Origin of the sequence: Pseudomonas sp. MYb193 (genome assembly GCF_002966775.1) — a bacterium.
In the GTDB taxonomy this organism is placed as follows: domain Bacteria; phylum Pseudomonadota; class Gammaproteobacteria; order Pseudomonadales; family Pseudomonadaceae; genus Aquipseudomonas; species Aquipseudomonas paracarnis.
In genome coordinates, this window is the sequence record NZ_CP023269.1 from 5,313,960 (window position 1) to 5,336,507 (window position 22,548).

The window sequence follows — 22,548 nt, forward strand, 5'->3', positions numbered from 1 at the left end:
GCCATGAGCCGAGCTTTTGTAAATGAAGATAACGCCGCGGCCCAGGCTGATCAGCCGGTGGAGCGTCAGGTCAGCGCGCAACCTAACCGCCTGACCGCGCATGGGTTGGCGCAATTGCAGGCCAAGGTGGCGCATTTGCAAGGGGAGCACAGCGACGAAGCCGCCAAGGGCGAACAGGCTGATAAACAGCGCCAGGCTGGCCTTGAGCGGGACCTGCGTTACTTCAACCAACGGGTGCAAAGCGCCCAGGTAGTCGCGCCGGCCACGTCCACCGACAAGGTGCAGATCGGCAGTTGGGTCACGTTCGCCAACGAGCAGGACGAACAGCAGCGCATCCAGTTGGTCGGTGAAGACCAAGCCGATGCCAACGCAGGCTTGATCAACTGGGGGTCGCCCCTGGGCCGTGCCTTGTTGGGCGCCCAGGTGGGCGACGAGGTGCTGTGGCAGCGCCCCGTCGGCGATCAGTTGATCGAAGTGCTGCGCATCGAACCCGAAGCCTAGACGATACCCTGGGCCAGCATCGCGTCAGCCACTTTCACGAAGCCCGCGATGTTCGCGCCCTTGACGTAGTTGATACGGCCGTTTTCTTCACCGTAATGCACGCAGGCATGGTGGATCGACTGCATGATGTTGTGCAGCTTGCTGTCCACTTCCCCTGCGGTCCACAGCAGGCGCATGGCGTTTTGCGACATTTCCAGGCCGCTCACCGCCACGCCCCCCGCATTGGACGCCTTGCCCGGCGCAAACAGGATGCCCGCGTCGATGAAGATATCCACAGCCTCCAACGTGGTCGGCATGTTCGCGCCTTCGGCCACGCAGAGGCAGCCGTTGCGCAGCAAGGTGCGCGCAGCGTCGGCATCGAGTTCGTTCTGGGTGGCGCAAGGCAGCGCGATATCGCAGGCCAGTTCCCACGGCGCCTGGCCTTTGCGGAACTCCAGGCCGAAACGTGTGGCCAGTTCACTGATACGCCCACGCTGTACGTTTTTCAGCTCCAGCAGGGCCGACCATTGTTCTTCGGTCAAGCCGCTTTCGGCGTACAGGGTGCCTTCGGAGTCCGAGAGGGAAATCACCTTGCCGCCCAGGTCCATGACCTTGCGCGCCGCGTATTGCGCCACGTTACCGGAGCCGGACACGGCCACACGCTTGCCTTCAACGCGCTGACCTTGGCGTTTGAGCATTTCCTCGGCGAAATACACACAGCCGAAACCGGTGGCTTCCGGGCGGATCAAGCTGCCGCCGTAGGTCATGCCCTTACCGGTCAGCACTGAGGTGAATTGGTTACTCAGGCGTTTGTACTGGCCGAACAGGAAGCCGATTTCCCGTGCGCCCACACCGATATCACCGGCCGGTACGTCCACGTCCGCACCGATATGGCGGTACAGCTCGCTCATGAATGCCTGGCAGAAGCGCATCACTTCGGCGTCGCTCTTGCCCTTGGGGTCGAAGTCCGAGCCGCCTTTGCCGCCGCCCATGGGCAGCGAGGTCAGGGAGTTCTTGAAAGTCTGTTCGAAGGCGAGGAATTTCAGCACACCCAGGTTGACCGAAGGGTGGAAGCGCAAGCCACCTTTGTAGGGCCCAATGGCGCTGTTCATCTGGATACGGAAACCGCGATTGACCTGGACCTTGCCATGGTCATCCACCCACGACACCCGGAACGTGATCGCGCGTTCCGGCTCGCAGATGCGCTCCAGGATGCCCGAGGTCAGATAGTGCGGGTTGGCTTCAAGAAAGGGCCACAGGCTGCGCAAAACTTCTTCTACAGCCTGGTGGAATTCCGGTTGGTCCGGGTCGCGTTTCTTGAGGCGGGCAAGGAAGGAATCGACGGATTCGGTCATGAAAAGTCTCGGCAAATTGATTGTTGTTAAACAGAGAATGAGCCGGACTTTATCAATTCGTTTCGCACCGTGACAGGGCAAGATGTCGCTTTTGTGAAATTAAATGGTGCAATAAGTATAAATAACTGCTTTTTTTTGCCCTTAAATGGGGATTTCACTCTGAGTTTTGCACCAACAGGTAGGCCGTTATCGCAGGCAAGCCAGCTCCCACATGACCGGTGTACTCGATCAAATGTGGGAGCTGGCTTGCCTGCGATAGCGGTGGTTCAGCTCAAGATTCAGTGGCTGACACACCGCCTTCGCGAGCAAGCCCGCTCCCACAGCATTTGCCCACAGACCCGCGCATGTCTCTAGCGCGTACCGGGCACCAGGTCGAGTATCTCGTCGATGCCCAGGCAACGTGGCTCCAGCTCCAGCGTCCTGCCATTGGCGAGTATGCCGACGGCGGTATCGCGCATGGCCAGGTAGGCACTGCGCAACATGTGATTGGCATAAATCACCGCATTGAAACCTGCTCGCTCCAGCACCTCGAACTTCAGGTGAACATAGCTGGTCGGCACGCAAATCAGCGGTACCCTGGGCCGCTGCAGGCGAAACTGCCGGGCGAATTCCAGGATTTCCAGGCCATCCTGCTTGCGGCTGTGGATCATGATGCCATCCGCCCCCGCCTCGACATACGCCAGGCACCGCGCCATCGCCTCTTCCATGCCGCGATTCAGAATCAAGCTTTCACACCGGGCAATCATCATCAGCCCTGAGCCGGTGCGACTCGTGCAGCCGGCCTGGAGCTTGGCGCAAAAGGCCTCGATGGACTCCTGCGCCTGATCGACCTCGATGCCCAAGAGTGAGTTCTTCTTCAGGCCGCACTTGTCTTCGATCACCACCGCCGAGACGCCCGCGCGCTCCAGCATCTTGATATGAATCGCGAAATGTTCGGCCTTGCCGCCGGTATCGGCATCGAAGATCAGCGGCAGCGAGCACACATCGAATATTTCGCGAATCCCCGGCAATCGGTTACTGGGCGAAAGAATTTCGATGTCGGGTAGCCCGCGCTGGGTCGAGTCGGTCAGCGAACTCGACCAGATGGCGTCGTACCCCACCGTATGCCCGGGGCTGATCTCCAGCCTGGCGCGCTGCGCGAGCAACGCCGATATCGGGCTATGGGCTTCGAGTACACGTAGGCAACGGTTGCTATCCAATAGCGCCGACAGAGGACGTCGGCGCGCTTCGGTATCCATCATAGGGTTCAGGCTCCTTATCAGCGGCACAACAAGGGTTATCGGACAGCCTCAATCCCAGGCGGGCTGTTCGCACTTGAGCACCGACGCCATCTTTTGCAGATGTTCGCAGGCCCTGGCCACGTACTCCCTGGAGAGCCGTGCGATACGCGCGTAATCCACGGCCTGCCCGGTGGCGCTGGCATACAGCCGCAACGCCTCTGCGGCATGCTTGAAGTGGCGCGCTTCCACGCTGCCGCAATGCACACTGAGAAAACTCGCGACGCGGCTGGCCTCACCGGCGCTATAGCCCCGCACATCGCGCAACCACTGTTTCCATAGCGGGGTCATCAGGTTGTATTCGCCGGTATTGAACAACTCCGTCATGGCCATCATTTCCAGCGCTTCGATGAGTTGCGGCGCCAATGGGCGTTTTTCCCCCACCCAACCGGAGAATTCCTTGGTAATCGGGTTGAGGAATTTGTCTTGCAGGCGCCAATCATCGGAGCCGCAGATGGCCGAAGCCATGCGGTAATACAGTTTGGAGTGGTGCGGATGCCCATGCATTTCACCCAGCCCGATGTCCTCGACAATGATCTCCCCACAATGGGCCGCCGCTTCGAGCATTTTCAATCGGGCGTCGTCCGCCAGGGATGCCGACTCCTGGAGGATGCGCACGATGATGCTCGAGACGGCATGGGCGGCGCCGTCCGGGCTACGCCAGCCACAGAAGAACGTACACAGTGACGACTCGCTCCAATTACTGGAGGTCATGTCGACATAGGTCTCGCAGTACGTGTCCAGCGCGGCGGTTTGACTGTTGAAACCGCTGAGCAGGGCCTGGGCCAGATGTCCGTCCTCGACATCCACCAGCGCCTGGTTCACGTACCCGATAAATTGGCGGCTCAGATTTTCCACGGCTCATATCCTTTTAAGGTGGGGTTAATGCGCAACGATTTCTGACATGAAACGAGCGAAGCGTGTGAGGCCCTCAATCAGCGCTTCACGCTCAACGGCGTAGGAGATACGGATGCTGTTGCCGTCACCACAGCCAGAGCCTGGCACTACCGCAATATGGGCCTCGGTCAATAACAGATCGGCCAAGTGGTCGACGTCACGAATAACGGTGCCCAGGTAGCGCCCCCCCAACTTGCGGGACACATCGATAAACAGATAGAACGCCCCTTCCGGCGGGGCGCACCGAATGCCGTCGACATGCCCCAGGCAGGTGCAGGCCGCGAGCAATTGCTGGTCGAGGAAGGCATTGACCTGGCGAGTAAAGTGCGGCGCGTCCGCCATCAGGCTGCCGAGCGCGGCATATTGGGACAGGCTGCTGGGATTGGACGTCGTATGCCCTTGCAGGTTGTGCATGGCGGCGATGACTGGGGCGGGCGCGCACGCATACCCTACCCGCCAGCCGGTGACCGCGTGGCTCTTGGAAAACGAATCGACCAGTACCGTCTGATGTTTGAGCGGCGCAAACAGCGACACGATGTTGTGATGTTCATGGGGCGCGCGCACCAGTTTGCGGTAACACTCGTCGAACACCACCCAAAGCCTGTGTGCGAAGGCGAGCCGGGCAATACCCAACAGTTCTTCGCGCTGATAAACCGTGCCTGTCGGATTGTTCGGGGTGTTGATCACAATCATCCGGGTACGCGGGGTCAGGGCCTTCTGGACCGCTGCGCAGGTGAGGCGATAGTCATCCGCAGCCGTGTCGACATAGACGGGAACGCCACCGGCCAGTTGGATCTGGGTGGGGAAGGTTTCCCAGTACGGCACCGCGACGATGACTTCATCCCCCGGATTGAGCAGCACCATTGCAGCGTTGTACAGCGCCTGCTTGGCACCCGCGGTCACCGCTATTTCATCGGCGGCGTAACTCACCCCGCAGCGCTGAGTGACCTGCTGCGCCAGCGCGTGGCGAAGCTGGGGCAGGCCGATAGGCGGCGTATAGCGGTTGCGGGCAGTGGCGAGCGCATCGGCCGCGGCGGCTTTCATCACCGGGCAGGCATCGAAGGACAATTCGCCCGCGGCAAAGTTGACCACGTTGACGCCGGCTTCTTTCAAGGCATTGGCTTTACTGCGCATGCTGGACGTGCCGGGTGCGCTGAGACGTTGCGCACGCTGGGACAACGGCAATGACACGGCAGAGGGTTCACTGTTATTCATTGTTATACCTGCCAGAACACGCTGAAAAATTCGTTCGCCCTACCGGGCTTGGGCCTCCAACCCTTGCTGAACCCGCCAGGACAGCGGCAAGGTCAGCAACAGGGTGGCGGCCAACAACAGGACGGCCATGGGCACACCGGTGGCATCCCCAAGGCTGCCGAACAGCACCGGCGCCAAGGCGCCGCCACCGATGGTGCCGGTGTAGAACACGGCGAACGCCTGGTCGCGCCTGCCCGGCCCTGCCAAGTCCGGGACTGCGCCGTACAGCACCGACGACGTGCCGTTCAGCGCCAGCCCCAGCAGCGGCAACATCACCATCAAGCCGGCGTAGGGCAAGTACACCGCCATGACGATCAGCACGGCCGTGGTGAACTCCGTGGCCCATACCGTTTTCATCATGCCGATGCGCGCACCGAGGTAACCGCACAGCAATTTGCCGAAGGCGCCGCCGACGAACAGCATGGTCAGCGCCAGGCCGATGCCCGCAGGCCCGGCGCCCTTGGCCTTGAGCAAAAACGGCAGGAACGTGAGGAAACCCATGCGCACGGCGCTGTCCAGCGTGCCGGTCACGATCAGCGCACGCAGGCCGCTCGCGGAGCCGGCGCCGCCGCCCGTACGGGTGGCTTTCACCGGCGCCGCCGAAGCCTCGGCGCGTGCCGGGATCAGCCACCACAACAGGCCTGCCGCCAGCAGCCCGAGTACACCCAGCAGGGTGACACTGGCGCGCCAACTGATGACCGCCAGCAACAGGCCGATCAACCCCGGAATCAGGGTTTTGCCAATATCGCCGCTGAAGTTGTACTGCGACAGCGCTTGTTTGACGCCCCCGCCGGCCTCGTGCGTATCGGTGATCAACGACGAGGCCAGCGGGTGCTGCGTACTCGCGCCGAGCCCGCCCAGCAGCAGCGCCAACAGCAACACGCCCAGCCCGCCAGCCTGGCCGGCCAGCAGGTAGGCCAGGCCCGCCAACGCAGTGCCACCTACCAGCAAGCGTTCACGCCCCCAGCGTGCGGCAGCACGGCTGGCCAGTAACTGAAAACCGGCCATCATGCCCGCGTAAGCACCGCGCAACAGGCCGATCTGGGCGTAGCTGAGGCCGAACTGCGCTTGCCAGATCGGCAACAGCACATAAATCACATCGGTCAGCCCATCGTGCACGGCATGCGCGCCGCAGCCTGCCACCAGAGCGCGGCGACGCACGCTGACCGGATCAGGCGGCGACAACGATGGCGTTGCGGTCTGCTTCAGGGTGTTCATCTGGGTCAGAGGCTCTCAGGCAAAACGCCGGGTTAACCCAGCAACTGCGCACAGTCGCTCATCACACTGGCTTTACGCTGCAGGTATTGAGCAAAAATGTCGCGCGCCGTGGCGGGGTCCACTTCAATCTGCATGGCAGTGGTGAACTCATTCACCGCCGCCACCGCATGGGCGAAATGGTTGCTCTCGGTACCGCCGGTGTGCACCGTGACCCAGGCCACCGTCGCCCGGGATTTCTCCGGCGGCACGCCCATGTCCCGCACGAACCACTGCGAGTACAACGGGTGGATGAATTCCACTTCGCCGTGGGTGTACACCTCGTGGATCAACGTGGTCAGTAACCCCTGCAGCAGGTCGCGATCACGCAGGCGGCGGGTGTCGGTCCAGTCCTTGAACGCCTGTGCCGAGGGCAGGCAATTGTCCTTCAATATCCACTGGTCATCACCGCACAGCGCGGTGGCCATGGTGTAGAACAGGTCCGCGTGCAAGGTATTACCCAACGCGCCCAGATCTTCATCGGTGATGCGTTGCAGGCTGCCGCAGGCGCGGTACAACTGCGCGGCGGCGGAGCCTTCATCGGAGCGCGCCAGCAAGGTAATGCGGTTGGCCAGGCCGGACACACTGGCCGCCGAATTATTGGTCTTGGACCAACTGGCGAAGAACTTGCGCAGTACCGCCGGCGAATGCCGACGCGAGGTGAGTCGCGCAAAAGCGTCTTCGATATCCACCAGCGCGTCTTCCTGAGCCCAGAAGGCTTCGAACAGCGCGTGGCGCAAGGCACCGGCCGGCATGTCGTTCAATACCGGTTCGATGAGCTTCAACAACTGGCTGCGCTTGATCACGGTGTTAGTCATGTTCACCTCTCATAGTCCTTTATTGGATGAAAAATCAGGCTGGTTTGCCGCGCTGTCCGGCGATCAGGGCCTGGGGCTTTACCGGTTTCCAGCCCAGCACGGCAATCGCCAGCGACAACAGCTGAAAACCTGCGACCAACGCGACGCAGCCCGGCCAGCCCCATTGATTCCAAAGCATGGCCGGGGCCACGGCGCCGGCGCTGCCGCCCAGGTAATAGCCGGTCAGGTACAGCCCCACGGCGCCGGACTTGTCCGGGCCTGCCGTGGTGGCGATATACGCATTGGCGGATGCCTGTGCCAGGAATACGCCGGTCGAACTCAGGGCCAGCCCCAACACGATCAGCCACAGGGACGGTAACAATGTCAGCGCCGAGCCACAGATGCCGAGCGCCACAGCGCCGGTCAGTAACTGCGATTGTGGGCGCGATTTGCTCAAGCGCCCCGCAACAGGAATGACCACCAGCGCCAGCAGGAACACCGCATACAAAGTGCCCAAGGCGGCGGCGCCCAGGTTGAACGGGGCCTGGCTGAGATACAGCCCGGCATAGGTAAAGGTTGCGACTTGGGAGAACAGCACGCAGAAACCGACGCCATAGGCCGCCAGCAAGGGTTTGCGCAGAAGCCGGCGCACCCCGTGCATGCCCACGGCCGCAACGCCGGGCTGCGCCATCGGATTGGCCGGCAACAGCCACACAATCAGCAGGCCGACCAGCAGGCTAATCACCGCCAACAGTTCGAAGGCTTCGCGCCAGCCCACATATTGGGTCATGACACCCGAGACAAAGCGCCCGGCAAACCCACCGAGCACCGTCCCCGCAACGTACAAACTGGTGATCTCGGTGACCGTGGCCGCACGCCAGCGATCACCGATATAAGCCACGCTGGTGGCGAACACCACGGGAATCAACATCCCTTCGACAAAACGCCACACCAGCAGCTCGGCAAAACTGTCCACATAGGCCGTCAGCAGCGTCGGCAGCGCCAGCAGCAACGCGGCCACGGCAATCACCGTGCGCTGCTCGAAACGGCCGGTCAGGCGCCCGACAAACGGCGCGGTCACCGCCACCGCCAGCGTGGTCACCGTGATGCTCCACCCTGCCTGCCGGGCACTCACCTGGAAGCTTTCGGCAAACGCAGGCAGGATGCTCTGTGTCGCATAGAGATTCAGAAACGCCGCACAGCCACACAGGAACACGGCGAAGCGGGCGTGATGCATGCGCGGGTTCATGTGGCCTCTCGTCTTATAGTCGAGGATGTTTATAGAATACCCAGCGCAGCGAACACCAATACCGAATTCGGACCGATCAATACCCAGGAAACAGAATGCTTGATCTACGCAAGTTACGTTACTTCCTGACGGTCGCCGAAGAGCTGCACTTCGGCCGTGCGGCCCAGCGCCTGCACCTTGCCCAGCCGCCTCTGACGCGGCAGATCTCGGCCCTGGAAACCGAGCTTGGCTTTCGCCTGTTCGACCGCACCAGTCGCACGGTCACACTGACCGCCCAAGGCCAGCACTTTTTGCCGTATGCCCGCGCAGCGCTGGAACACGCCAGGCTTGCACAAGACATCGCCGCCAAACTGGCTGCCGGCTCGACCGGCCAACTGGTCGTAGGCTATGCCAGCTCGATCGCGTTGTCGGAACTCTTCAGCCAAACCCTGCAAGCCTTCGCCCAGCGTTTTCCCGATGTGCAACTGACCCTGGTGGAGAGCGCTTCCGGCAGCCTGCACACGCACGTGCTGGACGGGCGCATCGACGTCGGCATGAGCCGCCTGCTGCCGGAGGCTGGGCAAACCGGCGTCGAGGCTTTGTCCTTGGGGCAAGAACCGTTGGTGGCAGCTCTTTGCAGCGACAACCCGCTGGCGGAGCAGAGCGAAGTCACCCTCGCCCAGCTCAGTGAGTACCCGTTGATTCTGTTTCCCAGCGATTACGGTTCGGGCCTCAACGGCTCCATCGAGCACCTGTATCAACGCCGTGGCCTGGCGCTGCGCCCGGGCCCTGCGGGGCGCCAGATCACCTCGATCATCGCCCTGGTGGCGGCAGGCCAAGGTGTCTCGCTCGTGCCCCAGTGCACCCGAACCCTGGCCAGGAAAGGCGTGGTCTACCGCCCCTTGGCAGACCCCGAAGCCTGGGTACACCTGCTGATACTCACGCGCTCACCGTCACGCTCATTGTTGGTCGAGGCGTTCATGGGGGTAGTCGAAGAATTGCTGCGCAGCCGCCCGGACCTGGCGCCCACGACGCTTCCGGTATAACGCAGGCAAAAAAATACCCCTGCGTGAGGGGTATTTTTTCAACAGGCTGCTGCGGCTATTGCAGCATCAGGCCAGTTTTTTGTGACGCACACGGTGCGGCTGGGCAGCGGCCTCACCCAAGCGCTTCTTGCGGTCGGCTTCGTACTCGGTGTAGTTGCCTTCGAAGAACACCGCCTGGGAGTCATCTTCGTACGCCAGGATGTGGGTCGCGACGCGGTCAAGGAACCACCGATCGTGAGAGATCACAATGGCGGCGCCCGGGAAGTCCAGCAGGGCTTCTTCCAGGGAACGCAGGGTTTCAACGTCGAGGTCGTTGGACGGTTCGTCGAGCAGGAGGACGTTGCCGCCCTCTTTCAGGGTCAGGGCCAGGTGCAAGCGACCGCGCTCACCACCGGACAGGTCCTTGACGAACTTCTGCTGGTCGCCGCCTTTGAAGTTGAAACGGCCGACGTAAGTGCGCGACGGGATTTCATAGTTGCCGATACGGATCTGGTCGGAACCGTCGGAGATCTGCTGGAACACAGTCTTGCTGCCGTCGAGGTCGTCGCGGCTCTGGTCCACACAGGCCAACTGCACGGTGTCACCGATCTCGATGCTGCCGGAGTCCGGGGTTTCCTTGCCCATCAGCATGCGGAACAGTGTGGATTTACCCGCACCGTTACCACCGATAACGCCGACGATCGCGCCTTTTGGCATGGCGAACGACAGGTTGTCGATCAGCACGCGGTCGCCATAGCCTTTGGTCACGTTCTTGAACTCGATGACCTTGTCACCCAGGCGCGGACCGGCCGGGATGTAGATCTCGTTGGTTTCGCTGCGCTTCTGGAATTCCTGCGACTGCATTTCTTCGAAGCGTTGCAGACGGGCCTTGGATTTGGACTGGCGGGCCTTGGCGCCTTTGCGCACCCACTCCAGTTCTTCCTTCATGGCTTTTTCGTGGGCCGATTGCTGCTTGGATTCGGCGGCCAGACGGTCGGACTTGGCTTCCAGCCAACCGGAGTAGTTGCCCTCGTAAGGGATACCGGCGCCGCGGTCGAGTTCGAGGATCCAGCCGGCGACGTTGTCCAGGAAGTAACGGTCGTGCGTGATCGCAACCACGGTGCCCGGGAAATCGTGGAGGAAATGCTCCAGCCAGGCGACGGAATCGGCGTCCAGGTGGTTGGTCGGTTCGTCGAGCAGCAGCATGTCAGGGGCCGACAGCAGCAGGCGGCACAGGGCCACACGACGCTTCTCACCACCGGACAGGTGTTCGACCTTGGCGTCCCAGGCTGGCAGGCGCAGCGCATCGGCGGCGACTTCCAGTTGGCGCTCCAGGTTGTGGCCATCGCCCGCCTGCAGGATCGCTTCGAGCTTGGCCTGTTCGGCGGCCAGCTTGTCGAAGTCGGCATCCGGTTCGGCGTAGGCGGCGTACACCTCATCGAGGCGGGCCTGGGCGTCCTTGATCACGCTGACGGCTTCTTCGACCACTTCACGCACGGTCTTGGTCGGGTCCAGGATCGGCTCTTGAGGCAGGTAACCGATGTTCAGGTCCGGCATCGGGCGGGCTTCGCCTTCGAACTCGGTATCGACGCCCGCCATGATTTTCAGCAGGGTGGACTTACCCGAACCGTTGAGGCCGAGCACGCCGATCTTGGCGCCTGGAAAGAAGGACAGCGAAATGTTTTTCAGGATTTCCCGCTTCGGCGGAACAACTTTTCCCAGCCGATGCATGGTGAAGACGTATTGAGCCATGGTGAACCTAGCGTCAGTGACTGATGAATTAAGCGGACGAAGCCCGTGCCAGGCCATGCGCCGCGCGGGCCTTTGACTATCATCAATGCCAGCGAGCAAAAAAAGCCTGAGTGTCTGGGGCTGGAACGCCCCCGCGTAACCGGCAAAGCTACCTGAATGCGCTGGGGCAGTCCAGCCAGGCAGGACTGGCACTTTGCCACAACTCAAGGCATGCTAGCCGCCCTTCGGGCGTCCGGCTTATAGTGCACGTCGCGCGCCAGTCCAGCCAAACCGCAGGATCACAGTTTGTCCAACGTCACGCCGCCCACGCCCTTGCGCGCCGCTCATATTGCGCCGGGAGCGCCCCTGCACGGCACCTTGAAAGGCGCGTTGGCGACGCTTGTCCTGCTGTTGCTCGCCTTGTTGTTCTGGCAACTGCTGGACCAATTGCAGCAAAACCAGAAAAACCAACAGCAATACACCATCGACTACAGTGCCGACCTGGCCGAGCAGATCAGCCAGAGCATGGCCCTGAGCGCGCAGATCGCCCTGAACCTGTTGCCGATTGTCGAGCCGCCGCGCAACCCCGAACAGCAGCAGGCCCTGATGCGCACGTTGCAGCGCTCGCTGCCGGACCTGCGCAGCTTCGCCCTGCTCGCCCCCAGCGGCGCACTGATCAGCGACACTGCCGAAGGCAGCCAAGACAGTGCCCTGCTCGAAGACCTGGTCAAGCGCAGTCACGCCCAGTCCTACTACCTGAGCAACGACAATGACGGCACGGTCATCTATCTGTTGCTGCACCAACCCAGCGGTGGCTCCAAGGTGTACTGGGCCTTGCGCCTGGCGCCCAATTATCTGGCCAACCTCACGCGCCAGGATGTCCAGGGCCAGCGCCCGATGTGGGCGATCGAGAACAGCCTGAACCATCGTGTGGTCAGCCGTGACAGCGGCATGCCGGCGCAGTGGTCCGGCGCCCTGACGCCGGAAGAGTTGAACCGCAGCGTGCTGGTCACGCCGTTGAGCAAAAGCGATTGGCAACTGCGCGGCATGTTTGACCGCAGCGCGGTGTTGGAACAACTACTGCCGGCCTTTATCGGCAAGTGCCTGCTGGGCCTGGCGTTTTCGCTGATCCCGGTGATCGTGCTGCTCAACATGCGCCGCCGCCAACGCCAGGTGAATGAAGGCCGGCGACGCTACCAGGACATCTTCGAAGGCACCGGCGTCGCGTTGTGCGTGTTGGACCTGTCGGGGCTCAAGGCGTTTTGCAACAAGACCCAGGTGCAAAGCCGCGAGCAGTTGCTCGCCTGGTTGCAGGCCAACCCCACGGAGCGCAAGCAACTGCTCAAGGAGTTGCGCGTCACCGAGGTCAACCAGATGGCCGTGCGCCTGCTGAACGTCGCGTCCTGCGAGCAGGCGTGGGAACGCCTGATCGATGATTGCCCGAGCAATGCCACGTCCATCGGCTATCAGGTGCTGGAGGCCGTACTGACCCGGCAAAAACAGCTGGAGCTGGAAATCCAGCTCAACGACGTGGCCGGCAACGAACAGTACCTGTGGCTGGTGATGCGTTTGCCGGAGCAGCAGGATGACGTCAAGGCCGTGATTCTCAGCATCAGCGACATCACCAGCCGCAAGCTGATCGAGTTGTCGCTGGTGGAGCGTGAAAGCTTCTGGTCGGATGTGGTGCGCACCGTGCCCGATCACCTGTATGTGCAGGACGTGATCAGCCAGCGCATGATTTTCAGCAACCACCATCTGGGCCACACCCTGGGCTACAACAAAGCCGAACTGCAGCAAATGGGTGAGTACTTCTGGGAAATCCTGCTACACCCCGAAGACGCCGAGCACTACCATGACGCGCGCGAACAGCAACGCCAGGTCGGCTACACGACCCAACTGCACTGCCAACTGCGCTTTCGTCACCGCAATAACCAGTGGCGCCGCTTCGATATCCGCGAACAGGCCCTGGCCCGCGATACCTCTACGGTGGTCACCCGGATCATCGGCGTGGCCAAGGACATTACCGACCAGATCGAGGCCAGCGAATCTCTGCGCGACAGTGAACAGCGCTACCGGATGCTGGCCGAAAGCATCAGCGACGTGATCTGCTCCACCGACAGCCAACTGGCCCTCAATTACATCAGCCCCTCGGTCAACACCGTCCTGGGCTATGACGTGGACTGGGTGTTCAAGAACGGCTGGCAGTCGATCGTTGCCAACCCTCAGCAGTTGACCGGCATTTACAGCCTGATGGAACAGGTCAGCCGCGCCCTCGGCAACCCCGAGGCCTTGAACACCTTGCGTGATGAAGTCCAGACCCAACTGTTTCTGTTCGACTGCCTGCGCGCCGACGGGCGCAAGGTGCCGATTGAGCTGCGCCTGGTGCTGGTGTGGGATGAACATGGCGCGTTTGAAGGCGTCCTCGGCGTGGGCCGCGATATCAGCCAGCAACGCCGCGCCGAAAAAGACCTGCGCATGGCAGCCACGGTGTTCGAACATTCCACTTCGGCGATCCTGATCACCGACCCGGCCGGTTATATCGTGCAGGCCAACGAGGCGTTCAGCCGGGTCAGCGGCTATGCGGTGAGCGATGTGCTCGACCAGTTGCCCAATATGCTCACCGTCGATGAGCAGCAGGAAGCCCATCTGCGTTATGTGCTCAAGCAATTGCACCAGCACAGCACCTGGGAAGGTGAAGTGTGGCTCAAGCGTCTCAATGGCGAGCATTACCCGGCCTGGGTCGGCATTACCGCCGTGTTCGACGATGAAGGCGACTTGGCCAGCTACGTATGCTTCTTCAGCGATATCAGCGAGCGCAAGGCCAGTGAGCAGCGCATCCACCGCCTGGCCTACTACGACGCCCTGACCCACCTGCCCAACCGCACCCTGTTCCAGGACCGCCTGCACACCGCGTTGCAGTCGGCCGAACGGCAGAAGTCGTGGGTGGTGCTGATGTTCCTCGATCTTGACCGCTTCAAGCCGATCAACGACTCCCTCGGCCACGCGGCCGGCGACCGGATGCTCAAGGAAATGGCCACGCGCCTGCTCGGTTGTGTGGCCGAGGACGACACCGTGGCGCGCATGGGCGGCGACGAATTCACCTTGCTTTTGCAACCACGGGTCAGCCGCGACATGGCGCTCAACCGTGCGATCCATGTGGCCGAGCAGATCCTCGCCAGCCTGGTCAAACCTTTTGTGCTGGAGGGCCGCGAATTCTTCGTGACCGCCAGTATCGGCATCGCCCTCAGCCCGCAAGACGGCAACGAGCTGAGCCAATTGATGAAAAACGCCGACACGGCGATGTATCACGCTAAAGAGCGCGGCAAGAACAACTTCCAGTTCTACCAGGCCGACATGAACGCCAGCGCCCTGGAGCGCCTGGAACTGGAAAGCGACCTGCGCCACGCCTTGGACCAGAATGAATTCGTACTCTATTACCAGCCGCAATTCAGCGGCGACGGCAAACGCCTGACCGGCGCCGAAGCCTTGCTGCGCTGGCGCCACCCACGCCGTGGCCTGGTACCGCCCGGGGACTTTATCCCGGTACTGGAGGAGCTCGGGCTGGTGGTGGACGTGGGCGACTGGGTGATCGGCGAAGCCTGCCGCCAGCTCAAGACCTGGCACCAGAACAAAGTGCGCGTACCGAAAGTCTCAGTGAACATCTCGGCGCGGCAGTTCTCCGACGGCCAGTTGGGCACGCGCATTGCCACCATCCTCAAGGACACCGGCCTGCCGCCGGCGTGCCTGGAGCTGGAACTGACCGAAAGTATCCTGATGCGTGAAGTCAACGAAGCCCTGCAGATCCTCGCCAGCCTGAAAAACCTGGGCCTGAGCATCGCGGTGGATGACTTCGGCACCGGCTATTCGTCGCTCAACTACCTCAAGCAATTCCCTATCGACGTGCTGAAGATCGACCGCACCTTCGTCGACGGCCTGCCCTCCGGTGAGCAGGACGCACAGATTGCCCGGGCGATCATTGCCATGGCCCACAGCCTGAACCTGGCGGTGATTGCCGAAGGCGTGGAAACCCATGAGCAGTTGGACTTCCTGCGTGAGCATGGCTGTGATGAGGTGCAGGGTTACCTGTTCGGGCGGCCGATGCCGGCGAATCGGTTTGAGGTGCAGTTCAGTAATGATGCGCTGTTCATGTTTGACTGAAAGTGCTGTGGTGAGTCTGAGGGCCTCATCGCAGGCAAGCCAGCTCCCACATTTGACTGTGTGAACCCGATCAAGTGTGGGAGCTGGCTTGCCTGCGATGGGGCCAGTACTGACACCGCCCATCCCCAGATGAGCCCCACTTGTCCGCGACATGATGTCCTTTCATATGCCATCTAAAACCCATTGGGTTAGAATGCCCTCCTTTTCTGCCCCCGATCCTTGAGGACCGCCATGTTCAGCCGTGATTTGACTATTGCCAAGTACGACGCCGATCTCTTCGCCGCCATGGAGCAAGAAGCCGTGCGCCAGGAAGAGCACATTGAGCTGATCGCTTCGGAAAACTACACCAGCCCTGCGGTGATGGAGGCTCAAGGTTCGGTTCTGACCAACAAGTACGCCGAAGGCTACCCAGGCAAGCGCTACTACGGTGGTTGCGAGTACGTCGACGTGGTTGAGCAGTTGGCCATCGACCGTGCAAAAGAGCTGTTCGGCGCCGATTACGCCAACGTCCAGCCACACGCCGGTTCCCAAGCCAACAGCGCCGTGTACCTGGCCCTGCTGCAAGGCGGCGACACCATCCTGGGCATGAGCCTGGCCCACGGCGGTCACCTGACCCACGGCGCCACGGTTTCGTCCTCCGGCAAGCTGTACAACGCCGTTCAGTACGGTATCGATGCCAACGGCCTGATCGACTACGATGAAGTCGAGCGCCTGGCCGTCGAGCACAAGCCAAAAATGATCGTGGCCGGTTTCTCTGCCTACTCGCAGATCCTGGACTTCCCACGTTTCCGTGAAATCGCCGACAAGGTCGGTGCCTACCTGTTCGTCGACATGGCCCACGTGGCCGGTCTGGTGGCTGCGGGCGTTTACCCCAACCCAGTGCCTTACGCCGACGTGGTCACCACCACTACCCACAAGACCCTGCGCGGTCCACGTGGCGGCCTGATCCTGGCACGCGCCAACGCCGAGATCGAGAAGAAGCTCAACTCCGCCGTTTTCCCGGGCGCCCAAGGCGGCCCGCTGGAGCACGTGATCGCGGCCAAGGCGATCTGCTTCAAGGAAGCACTGCAGCCTGAGTTCAAGACCTACCAGCAACAAGTGGTCAAGAACGCCAAGACCATGGCCAGCGTGTTCATCGAGCGCGGTTTTGACGTGGTGTCCGGCGGTACTGAAAACCACCTGTTCCTGCTGTCGCTGATCAAGCAGGACATTTCCGGTAAAGATGCTGACGCTGCCCTGGGCAAAGCCTTCATCACCGTGAACAAGAACTCCGTGCCGAACGACCCACGTTCGCCGTTCGTCACCTCCGGCCTGCGCTTCGGCACCCCGGCAGTGACCACCCGCGGCTTCAAGGAAGCCGAGTGCAAGGAACTGGCGGGCTGGATCTGCGACATCCTGGCCGACCTGAACAACGAAGCCGTGATCGACGCGGTACGTGAGAAGGTCAAGGCCATCTGCAAGAAGCTGCCGGTATACGGCGCGTAACTGCAGTTGCTTGAATAAAAGCCCGGCTTTTGAGCCGGGCTTTTTTATACCAATTTCAATTTGAAATAGAGTCAATTGTGGGAGCTGGCTTGCCTGCGATAGCGGTCTATCAGTTAGCCCATCAGGGGCTGATCTGCCGCTATCGCAGGCAAGCCAGCTCCCACAGTGAAATGCATTTCAAGTCAGGGTTGGTAAACCTTGGCAAAGCCTTCACGAATCTTGTCTTCCGGCAACTCATCGGCAATAAACACAATCACACTCTCACGCGCCTCGCCCTCGGCCCATTCGGTGTCCCAGTCGAAGCCGTAGAGTTTCAGCACGCCCTGGAACACCATGCGTCGGTCTTCTCCGGCAATGTTCAATACGCCCTTGTAACGCAGCAGTTGCTTGCCATGGTCTTGCAGCAGTTCGTTCATGAACTCGCTGAGACGGTCGATATCCAGCGGCTGGTCGGTGCGCAGCACCAGGCTGGAAATACGGTCGACCGAAGGCGCTGCACTGACCGGGCGCAGGCTCATGCCGGCATTGAGGTTGAAGCCGCGCACATCCAGCAATTCGGCCAGGTCAATCTTGCCGTGATCCACCACACGAATCGGCGCACGGCGGTTGATGCGGGTGAGGCGCTGGCTGAGGGCGTCGAAGCTGGCGTCGTCTACCAGATCGCGTTTGCTCACCAGCAGGCGGTCGGCAAAGCCGATCTGGGCCTGGGCGATGGTCTGGGTCAGGTGATGCTCGGCGTGGGCCGCATCCACCAGGGTGATGATGCCGTCGAGGATATAACGCTCGCGCAGTTCTTCGTCGATGAAGAAGGTCTGGGCCACCGGCGCGGGGTCGGCCAGACCGGTGCATTCGATCACCAGCCGGTCGAAGGCGATCTCGCCGCTGTCCAGGCGTTCCAGCAACAGGTACAGGGCTTTGGTCAGGTCGGTGTGGATGGTGCAGCACACGCAGCCGTTGGACAGGGTCATGACTTGCACCGGCTCGTCGCCCAAGAGCTGGGTGTCGATACCGGCGTCACTGAATTCATTTTCGATCACGGCGATTTTCAAGCCGTGCTCGGCTTTGAGCAGGTGGCGCAGCAAGGTGGTCTTGCCGGCGCCGAGGAAGCCGCTGAGGATGGTGACGGGGATGGGAGAGGACACAACTGTTCTCCTGATAATTGAATGAACACAAAACAAAAGTGGGAGCAAAGGCCCCTGTGGGAGCTGGCTTGCCTGCGATGCAGACAACTCGGTGTTTGCGTCAGTCCGAGGTGATGCTATCGCAGGCAAGCCAGCTCCCACAGAAAGCCCTGCTCCCACAGGGGTATCGCATTGGCCCGCGTTACCGGGTCAGCAGCACTTGGGCCCACCCTTGCCGCCGTAACGGGCTTCCTGGCGTTCCCGGAAGAACGCCTTGTAGTCCATCACCGGCTTGTCCGGGTGTTTGGTTTGCATATGCTCGACGTAGGTGTCGTAGTCGGGCATGCCGACCATCAGGCGGGCGGCCTGACCGAGGTATTTACCGAGGCGACTGATGTCATTGAACATGTCTGCAATCCTCGTTATGCGTCCGGTACAGCCTGGAACGGGGCTTCTTTATCCGTACGCTCTTTATTGCCCCAGGCGGCGACGCCGACTTTGAGCGCATAGAACAGGATGCTGAACACCACGAACAGGAACAGCGCCGTCAGCGTTGCGTTGGTGTAGGCGTTCCAGATCACGTGTTGCATCTGGTCGATGCTCTTGGCCGGCGCCAGGATCTGGCCGTTAGCCAGGGCATCGCTGTATTTCTTGGCCAGCGACAGGAAGCCGATCGCCGGGTTGGCGTCGAACAGCTTGATGAAGCCTGCGGTGGTGGTGCAGATCAGCAGCCAGACAGCCGGCAGCATGGTCACCCAGATGTAGCGCTGACGCTTCATTTTGATCAGCACAACGGTCGCCAGCATCAGCGCGATGCCCGCCAGCATCTGGTTGGAGATACCGAACAGCGGCCACAAGGTATTGATGCCACCCAGCGGGTCGATCACGCCCTGGTACAGCAAGTAACCCCACATCGCCACGCAGCCTGCGGTAGCAATCAGGTTGGCAGTCCACGACTCGGTGCGTTTGAGCGCAGGCACGAAGGAACCGAGCAGGTCTTGCAACATGAAACGACCGGCGCGGGTACCGGCATCCACTGCCGTAAGGATGAACAGCGCTTCGAACAGGATCGCAAAGTGGTACCAGAACGCCATGGTGTTTTCACCTGGCAGCACACTGTGCAGGATCTGCGCGATACCTACCGCCAGGGTCGGCGCACCGCCGGCACGGGCCAGGATGGTGGTTTCACCGATATCGTGGGCAACGGCCGACAACGCCTCAGGGGTAATTGCAAAGCCCCAGCTGCTGACGGTTTGCGCCACGGTGACCACGTCGGTGCCGACAATGGCAGCCGGGCTGTTCATGGCGAAGTACACGCCAGGCTCGATCACCGAGGCGGCAACCATCGCCATGATGGCCACGAACGACTCCATCAGCATGCCGCCGTAACCGATGTAACGGGCATGGCTTTCACTGGCCAGCAGTTTGGGCGTGGTGCCCGAGGAGATCAGCGCATGGAAGCCCGAGACCGCGCCACAGGCAATGGTGATGAACAGGAACGGGAACAGGCCGCCCTTCCACACCGGGCCAGTGCCGTCGATGAACTGGGTGAGTGCCGGCATTTTCAGGTCAGGCATGGTGACCAGGATGCCAATCGCCAGGGCGATGATGGTGCCGATTTTCAGGAACGTCGACAGGTAGTCGCGGGGCGCCAGAATCAGCCACACCGGCAGCACAGCGGCCACGAAACCGTAACCGATCAGCATCCAGGTGATCTGGATACCGGTGAAGGTGAACGCCTTGGCCCACACCGGATCAGCGGCAATCTGCCCGCCCAGCCAGATCGAACCCAGCAGCAACAGCACGCCGATGATCGAGATTTCCCCGATGCGGCCCGGGCGGATGTAGCGCATATAGATGCCCATGAACATCGCGATCGGGATGGTCGCCATCACCGTGAAGATGCCCCATGGGCTCTCGGCCAGGGCCTTGACCACGATCAGCGCCAGCACCGCGAGGATGATGATCATGATCAGGAAGCAGCCGAACAGCGCGATGGTCCCCGGAATGCGGCCCATCTCTTCGCGAACCATGTCCCCCAGGGAACGGCCGTTGCGACGAGTGGACAGGAACAGGACCATGAAGTCTTGCACCGCACCGGCCAGCACCACCCCGGCAATCAGCCAGAGGGTGCCGGGCAGATAGCCCATTTGCGCCGCCAGCACCGGGCCGACCAACGGGCCTGCACCGGCAATCGCCGCAAAGTGGTGACCGAAAAGAATGTGTTTGTTGGTCGGCACATAGTCCAGACCATCGTTGTTGACCACCGCAGGGGTTGCCCGCCGGGGATCGAGTTGCATCACGTTGTTGGCGATGAACAGACTGTAGTAACGGTACGCAACCAGATAGATGGCCACAGCAGCGACCACAATCCACAAGGCGTTGATCGCCTCGCCGCGGCGCAAGGCCACTACGCCCAGGGCGCACGCTCCTACAATTGCCAGCACCAGCCAGGGTAAGTGGCGTAGCAGGCTATTATTATTTTTCATTTTTATATTCCAGCCAGGGTGGACAGAAAGGACAGCCAGCCCGAGTTTAGCGCTACTGGCCTCAAAGACCAGCCCCCTACGTTGGTCTAGAGCCTTCAACCGTTAAAAAAAGCCGAAATAAACGCCCGTTGATGGCCCCGGGCTACACTCCTCCCATTCACAGAGGGCTTTACCATGACCGAGCATGCGTCTGAACGTCGCCGTTTTCGCCGGATCGCCTTTGATGCCACGGCCGAACTTCGGCAAAGCGGCAGCGAATGGCCGGTAAAACTGGTGGATCTGTCACTCAAGGGATTGCTGGCGGAACGGCCTGACAACTGGAAGGGGAATAAAGCGCTGCCCTTTGAGGTAGACATACGCCTGGACCAGAAGACGCATATAAAGATGCAAGCGCGGCTGACCCATGAAGATCAGGGTCAATTGGGCTTTGTGTGCAAACACATTGATCTGGACTCGATCAGCCATTTGCGTAGGTTCGTTGAGCTGAACCTGGGTGATGAGCAAGAACTGGAGCGCGAGCTGGGCGCCCTGCTGGAGATCTGAAAACACACATCAATCAAATGTGGGAGCAGGCAGGCCAGCTCCCACAGGGGTTCAGCAGTGTTGCGGATTATTCGAACAGGGCATCCAACGCCTGCTCCAGCCGCGTCACAGCAATGATCTGTAACCCCGGCGGCGCCTCCTTCGGCGCATTACCCTTGGGCACAATCGCCCGTTTGAAGCCATGCTTGGCCGCTTCCTTCAAGCGCTCCTGCCCACTCGGCACCGGGCGCACTTCGCCCGACAACCCCACCTCGCCAAACACCAGCAAGTCATGGGGCAACGGCCGGTTACGCAGGCTGGACATCACCGCCGCCATCAACGCCAGGTCGGACGCAGTCTCCAGCACCTTGACCCCGCCCACCACGTTAAGGAACACATCCTGATCGTGGGTCGGAATGCCGCCATGTCGGTGCAGCACCGCCAGCAACATCGCCAGGCGGTTCTGGTCCAGGCCCAATGTGACCCGTCGTGGGTTTGCCAAGTGGCTGTCATCCACCAGCGCCTGGACTTCCACCAGCATCGGCCGGGTGCCTTCCCACGTCGCCATCACCACACTGCCCGGGACCTCTTCCTGAGCGCGGGTGAGAAAAATCGCCGAGGGGTTAGAGACTTCTTTCAGCCCCCGGTCGGTCATGGCGAACACACCCAGTTCGTTGACGGCGCCAAAGCGGTTCTTCACCGCCCGAAGCAGGCGCAGGCGACCGTCGGATTCCCCTTCGAAATACAACACGGTGTCGACCATGTGTTCCAACACCCGTGGCCCGGCCAGTGCGCCTTCCTTGGTCACGTGGCCGACCAGGAAGATCGCCGTGCCGCTCTGCTTGGCGTAACGCACCAACAGCGCGGCGCTTTCGCGCACCTGGGACACGCCGCCGGGTGCCGATTGCAGTTGTTCGGTAAAAATCGTCTGGATCGAGTCAATGACCATGACCTTGGGCTTTTCGATGCGCGCCGTGGCGATGATGCTTTCGATGCAGGTTTCGGTCATGACCCGCAACTGGTCCTGGGGCAAGCCCAGGCGCCGGGCACGCATGGCCACTTGCTGCTGGGACTCTTCGCCCGTGACATACAGCGCAGGCATGCGGCTGGCGATGCTGCACAGGGTTTGCAGCAGGATCGTGGACTTGCCGATGCCAGGGTCACCGCCGATCAGCACCACCGAGCCGTCCACCAGACCACCGCCCAAGACCCGGTCCAATTCGCCGGAGGCGGTGGAAAAGCGCGGGATCTCTTCGACGCTGACTTCGGCCAGGGTCTTGATCTGCGCCTGTTGCCCAGTCCAGCCGGCACGGCCGGTGGGGGCCGCGGCACCGCCACTCTCGATCATGGTTTCAGTCAGGGTGTTCCACGCGCCGCATTCGGAGCACTGGCCCGCCCATTTGGGAAAGGTCGCGCCGCACTCTGTGCAGCCGTACATGCGCTTGGCCTTTGCCATGTGAGAACCTCCAACCGAA

The 22,548-nt window shown here is 61.4% G+C and carries 17 protein-coding genes; 5 read left to right on the top strand and 12 right to left on the bottom strand.

What is annotated here, in order from left to right:
- Nucleotides 1–3: 3 nt before the first annotated feature.
- A complete protein-coding gene (locus tag CLM72_RS24270) occupies nt 4–501 on the top strand; it encodes a GreA/GreB family elongation factor (protein ID WP_105228569.1) in 498 nt (165 codons plus the stop codon).
- On the opposite strand, the gene gdhA is transcribed toward CLM72_RS24270, so the two are convergent.
- From gdhA to CLM72_RS24305, 7 genes are all read right to left on the bottom strand, one after another.
- Nucleotides 498–1,835, bottom strand: coding sequence for an NADP-specific glutamate dehydrogenase (gdhA, locus tag CLM72_RS24275; RefSeq protein WP_034126961.1), 1,338 nt, complete (start codon nt 1,833–1,835; stop codon nt 498–500). The two genes, CLM72_RS24270 and gdhA, sit on opposite strands and share 4 nt — an antisense overlap.
- A 350-nt stretch (nt 1,836–2,185) precedes the next feature.
- A complete protein-coding gene (gene aepX, locus CLM72_RS24280; RefSeq protein WP_072448313.1) occupies nt 2,186–3,076 on the bottom strand; it encodes a phosphoenolpyruvate mutase in 891 nt (296 codons plus the stop codon).
- Between the two features lie 48 nt (nt 3,077–3,124).
- Nucleotides 3,125–3,970 (bottom strand): hypothetical protein, encoded by an 846-nt coding sequence (locus tag CLM72_RS24285; RefSeq protein ID WP_057711062.1) that lies wholly within the window; start codon nt 3,968–3,970, stop codon nt 3,125–3,127.
- Nucleotides 3,971–3,994: 24 nt separating this feature from the next.
- Nucleotides 3,995–5,224 (bottom strand): pyridoxal phosphate-dependent aminotransferase, encoded by a 1,230-nt coding sequence (locus CLM72_RS24290; RefSeq protein WP_105228571.1) that lies wholly within the window; start codon nt 5,222–5,224, stop codon nt 3,995–3,997.
- Between the two features lie 39 nt (nt 5,225–5,263).
- Nucleotides 5,264–6,481 carry an MFS transporter gene (locus CLM72_RS24295; protein WP_105228573.1) on the bottom strand — a complete coding sequence of 406 codons (1,218 nt, stop codon included), beginning with the start codon at nt 6,479–6,481 and terminating at the stop codon, nt 5,264–5,266.
- Nucleotides 6,482–6,513: 32 nt separating this feature from the next.
- On the bottom strand, nt 6,514–7,335 hold the full coding sequence (locus tag CLM72_RS24300) for a hypothetical protein (protein WP_105228575.1): 822 nt from the start codon (nt 7,333–7,335) through the stop codon (nt 6,514–6,516).
- Between the two features lie 34 nt (nt 7,336–7,369).
- Complete coding sequence (locus tag CLM72_RS24305) at nt 7,370–8,563, bottom strand: MFS transporter (RefSeq protein WP_105228577.1); 1,194 nt, start codon at nt 8,561–8,563, stop codon at nt 7,370–7,372.
- A gap of 95 nt (nt 8,564–8,658) precedes the next feature.
- Between CLM72_RS24305 and CLM72_RS24310 the strand changes: the two genes are divergently transcribed.
- The gene (locus CLM72_RS24310) at nt 8,659–9,588 is read left to right on the top strand and encodes a LysR family transcriptional regulator (RefSeq protein ID WP_105228579.1); all 930 of its coding nucleotides are present in this window, start codon (nt 8,659–8,661) and stop codon (nt 9,586–9,588) included.
- 66 nt (nt 9,589–9,654) lie between these two features.
- Here CLM72_RS24310 and ettA read toward each other — a convergent pair whose 3' ends face one another.
- Nucleotides 9,655–11,319: an energy-dependent translational throttle protein EttA gene (gene ettA, locus CLM72_RS24315; protein ID WP_014720011.1), complete on the bottom strand. Its 1,665-nt coding sequence runs from the start codon at nt 11,317–11,319 to the stop codon at nt 9,655–9,657.
- 285 nt (nt 11,320–11,604) lie between these two features.
- On the opposite strand from ettA, the gene CLM72_RS24320 reads away from it, so the two are divergent.
- Together CLM72_RS24320 and glyA are read left to right on the top strand one after the other, a co-directional pair.
- On the top strand, nt 11,605–15,456 hold the full coding sequence (locus CLM72_RS24320) for a bifunctional diguanylate cyclase/phosphodiesterase (protein WP_105228581.1): 3,852 nt from the start codon (nt 11,605–11,607) through the stop codon (nt 15,454–15,456).
- A 231-nt stretch (nt 15,457–15,687) separates the two neighbouring features.
- Nucleotides 15,688–16,941 carry a serine hydroxymethyltransferase gene (glyA, locus tag CLM72_RS24325; protein WP_003194304.1) on the top strand — a complete coding sequence of 418 codons (1,254 nt, stop codon included), beginning with the start codon at nt 15,688–15,690 and terminating at the stop codon, nt 16,939–16,941.
- A gap of 182 nt (nt 16,942–17,123) precedes the next feature.
- On the opposite strand, the gene yjiA is transcribed toward glyA, so the two are convergent.
- The 3 genes from yjiA to CLM72_RS24340 all read right to left on the bottom strand — a co-directional run bounded on the left by yjiA (nt 17,124) and on the right by CLM72_RS24340 (nt 20,551).
- A complete protein-coding gene (yjiA, locus tag CLM72_RS24330; protein WP_105228583.1) occupies nt 17,124–18,083 on the bottom strand; it encodes a GTPase in 960 nt (319 codons plus the stop codon).
- Between the two features lie 189 nt (nt 18,084–18,272).
- Nucleotides 18,273–18,470 (bottom strand): YbdD/YjiX family protein, encoded by a 198-nt coding sequence (locus CLM72_RS24335; protein ID WP_003194308.1) that lies wholly within the window; start codon nt 18,468–18,470, stop codon nt 18,273–18,275.
- Nucleotides 18,471–18,484: 14 nt separating this feature from the next.
- A complete protein-coding gene (locus CLM72_RS24340; RefSeq protein ID WP_003194310.1) occupies nt 18,485–20,551 on the bottom strand; it encodes a carbon starvation CstA family protein in 2,067 nt (688 codons plus the stop codon).
- A gap of 174 nt (nt 20,552–20,725) precedes the next feature.
- Here CLM72_RS24340 and CLM72_RS24345 point away from each other — a divergent pair, with 174 nt between their 5' ends.
- The gene (locus CLM72_RS24345) at nt 20,726–21,094 is read left to right on the top strand and encodes a PilZ domain-containing protein (RefSeq protein WP_105228585.1); all 369 of its coding nucleotides are present in this window, start codon (nt 20,726–20,728) and stop codon (nt 21,092–21,094) included.
- A 67-nt stretch (nt 21,095–21,161) separates the two neighbouring features.
- On the opposite strand, the gene radA is transcribed toward CLM72_RS24345, so the two are convergent.
- Nucleotides 21,162–22,529: a DNA repair protein RadA gene (radA, locus tag CLM72_RS24350; RefSeq protein WP_003194313.1), complete on the bottom strand. Its 1,368-nt coding sequence runs from the start codon at nt 22,527–22,529 to the stop codon at nt 21,162–21,164.
- Nucleotides 22,530–22,548: the final 19 nt, after the last annotated feature.

What these genes read in the sequence shown, in the direction of transcription:
- radA (WP_003194313.1), bottom strand. Translation starts at nt 22,529, where the DNA reads ATGGCAAAGGCCAAGCGCATGTACGGCTGCACAGAGTGCGGCGCGACC.
- CLM72_RS24290 (WP_105228571.1), bottom strand. Translation starts at nt 5,224, where the DNA reads ATGAATAACAGTGAACCCTCTGCCGTGTCATTGCCGTTGTCCCAGCGT.
- CLM72_RS24335 (WP_003194308.1), bottom strand. Translation starts at nt 18,470, where the DNA reads ATGTTCAATGACATCAGTCGCCTCGGTAAATACCTCGGTCAGGCCGCC.
- aepX (WP_072448313.1), bottom strand. Translation starts at nt 3,076, where the DNA reads ATGATGGATACCGAAGCGCGCCGACGTCCTCTGTCGGCGCTATTGGAT.
- CLM72_RS24345 (WP_105228585.1), top strand. Translation starts at nt 20,726, where the DNA reads ATGACCGAGCATGCGTCTGAACGTCGCCGTTTTCGCCGGATCGCCTTT.
- CLM72_RS24300 (WP_105228575.1), bottom strand. Translation starts at nt 7,335, where the DNA reads ATGACTAACACCGTGATCAAGCGCAGCCAGTTGTTGAAGCTCATCGAA.
- CLM72_RS24310 (WP_105228579.1), top strand. Translation starts at nt 8,659, where the DNA reads ATGCTTGATCTACGCAAGTTACGTTACTTCCTGACGGTCGCCGAAGAG.
- CLM72_RS24305 (WP_105228577.1), bottom strand. Translation starts at nt 8,563, where the DNA reads ATGAACCCGCGCATGCATCACGCCCGCTTCGCCGTGTTCCTGTGTGGC.
- CLM72_RS24295 (WP_105228573.1), bottom strand. Translation starts at nt 6,481, where the DNA reads ATGAACACCCTGAAGCAGACCGCAACGCCATCGTTGTCGCCGCCTGAT.
- CLM72_RS24340 (WP_003194310.1), bottom strand. Translation starts at nt 20,551, where the DNA reads ATGAAAAATAATAATAGCCTGCTACGCCACTTACCCTGGCTGGTGCTG.
- gdhA (WP_034126961.1), bottom strand. Translation starts at nt 1,835, where the DNA reads ATGACCGAATCCGTCGATTCCTTCCTTGCCCGCCTCAAGAAACGCGAC.
- glyA (WP_003194304.1), top strand. Translation starts at nt 15,688, where the DNA reads ATGTTCAGCCGTGATTTGACTATTGCCAAGTACGACGCCGATCTCTTC.
- CLM72_RS24270 (WP_105228569.1), top strand. Translation starts at nt 4, where the DNA reads ATGAGCCGAGCTTTTGTAAATGAAGATAACGCCGCGGCCCAGGCTGAT.
- ettA (WP_014720011.1), bottom strand. Translation starts at nt 11,319, where the DNA reads ATGGCTCAATACGTCTTCACCATGCATCGGCTGGGAAAAGTTGTTCCG.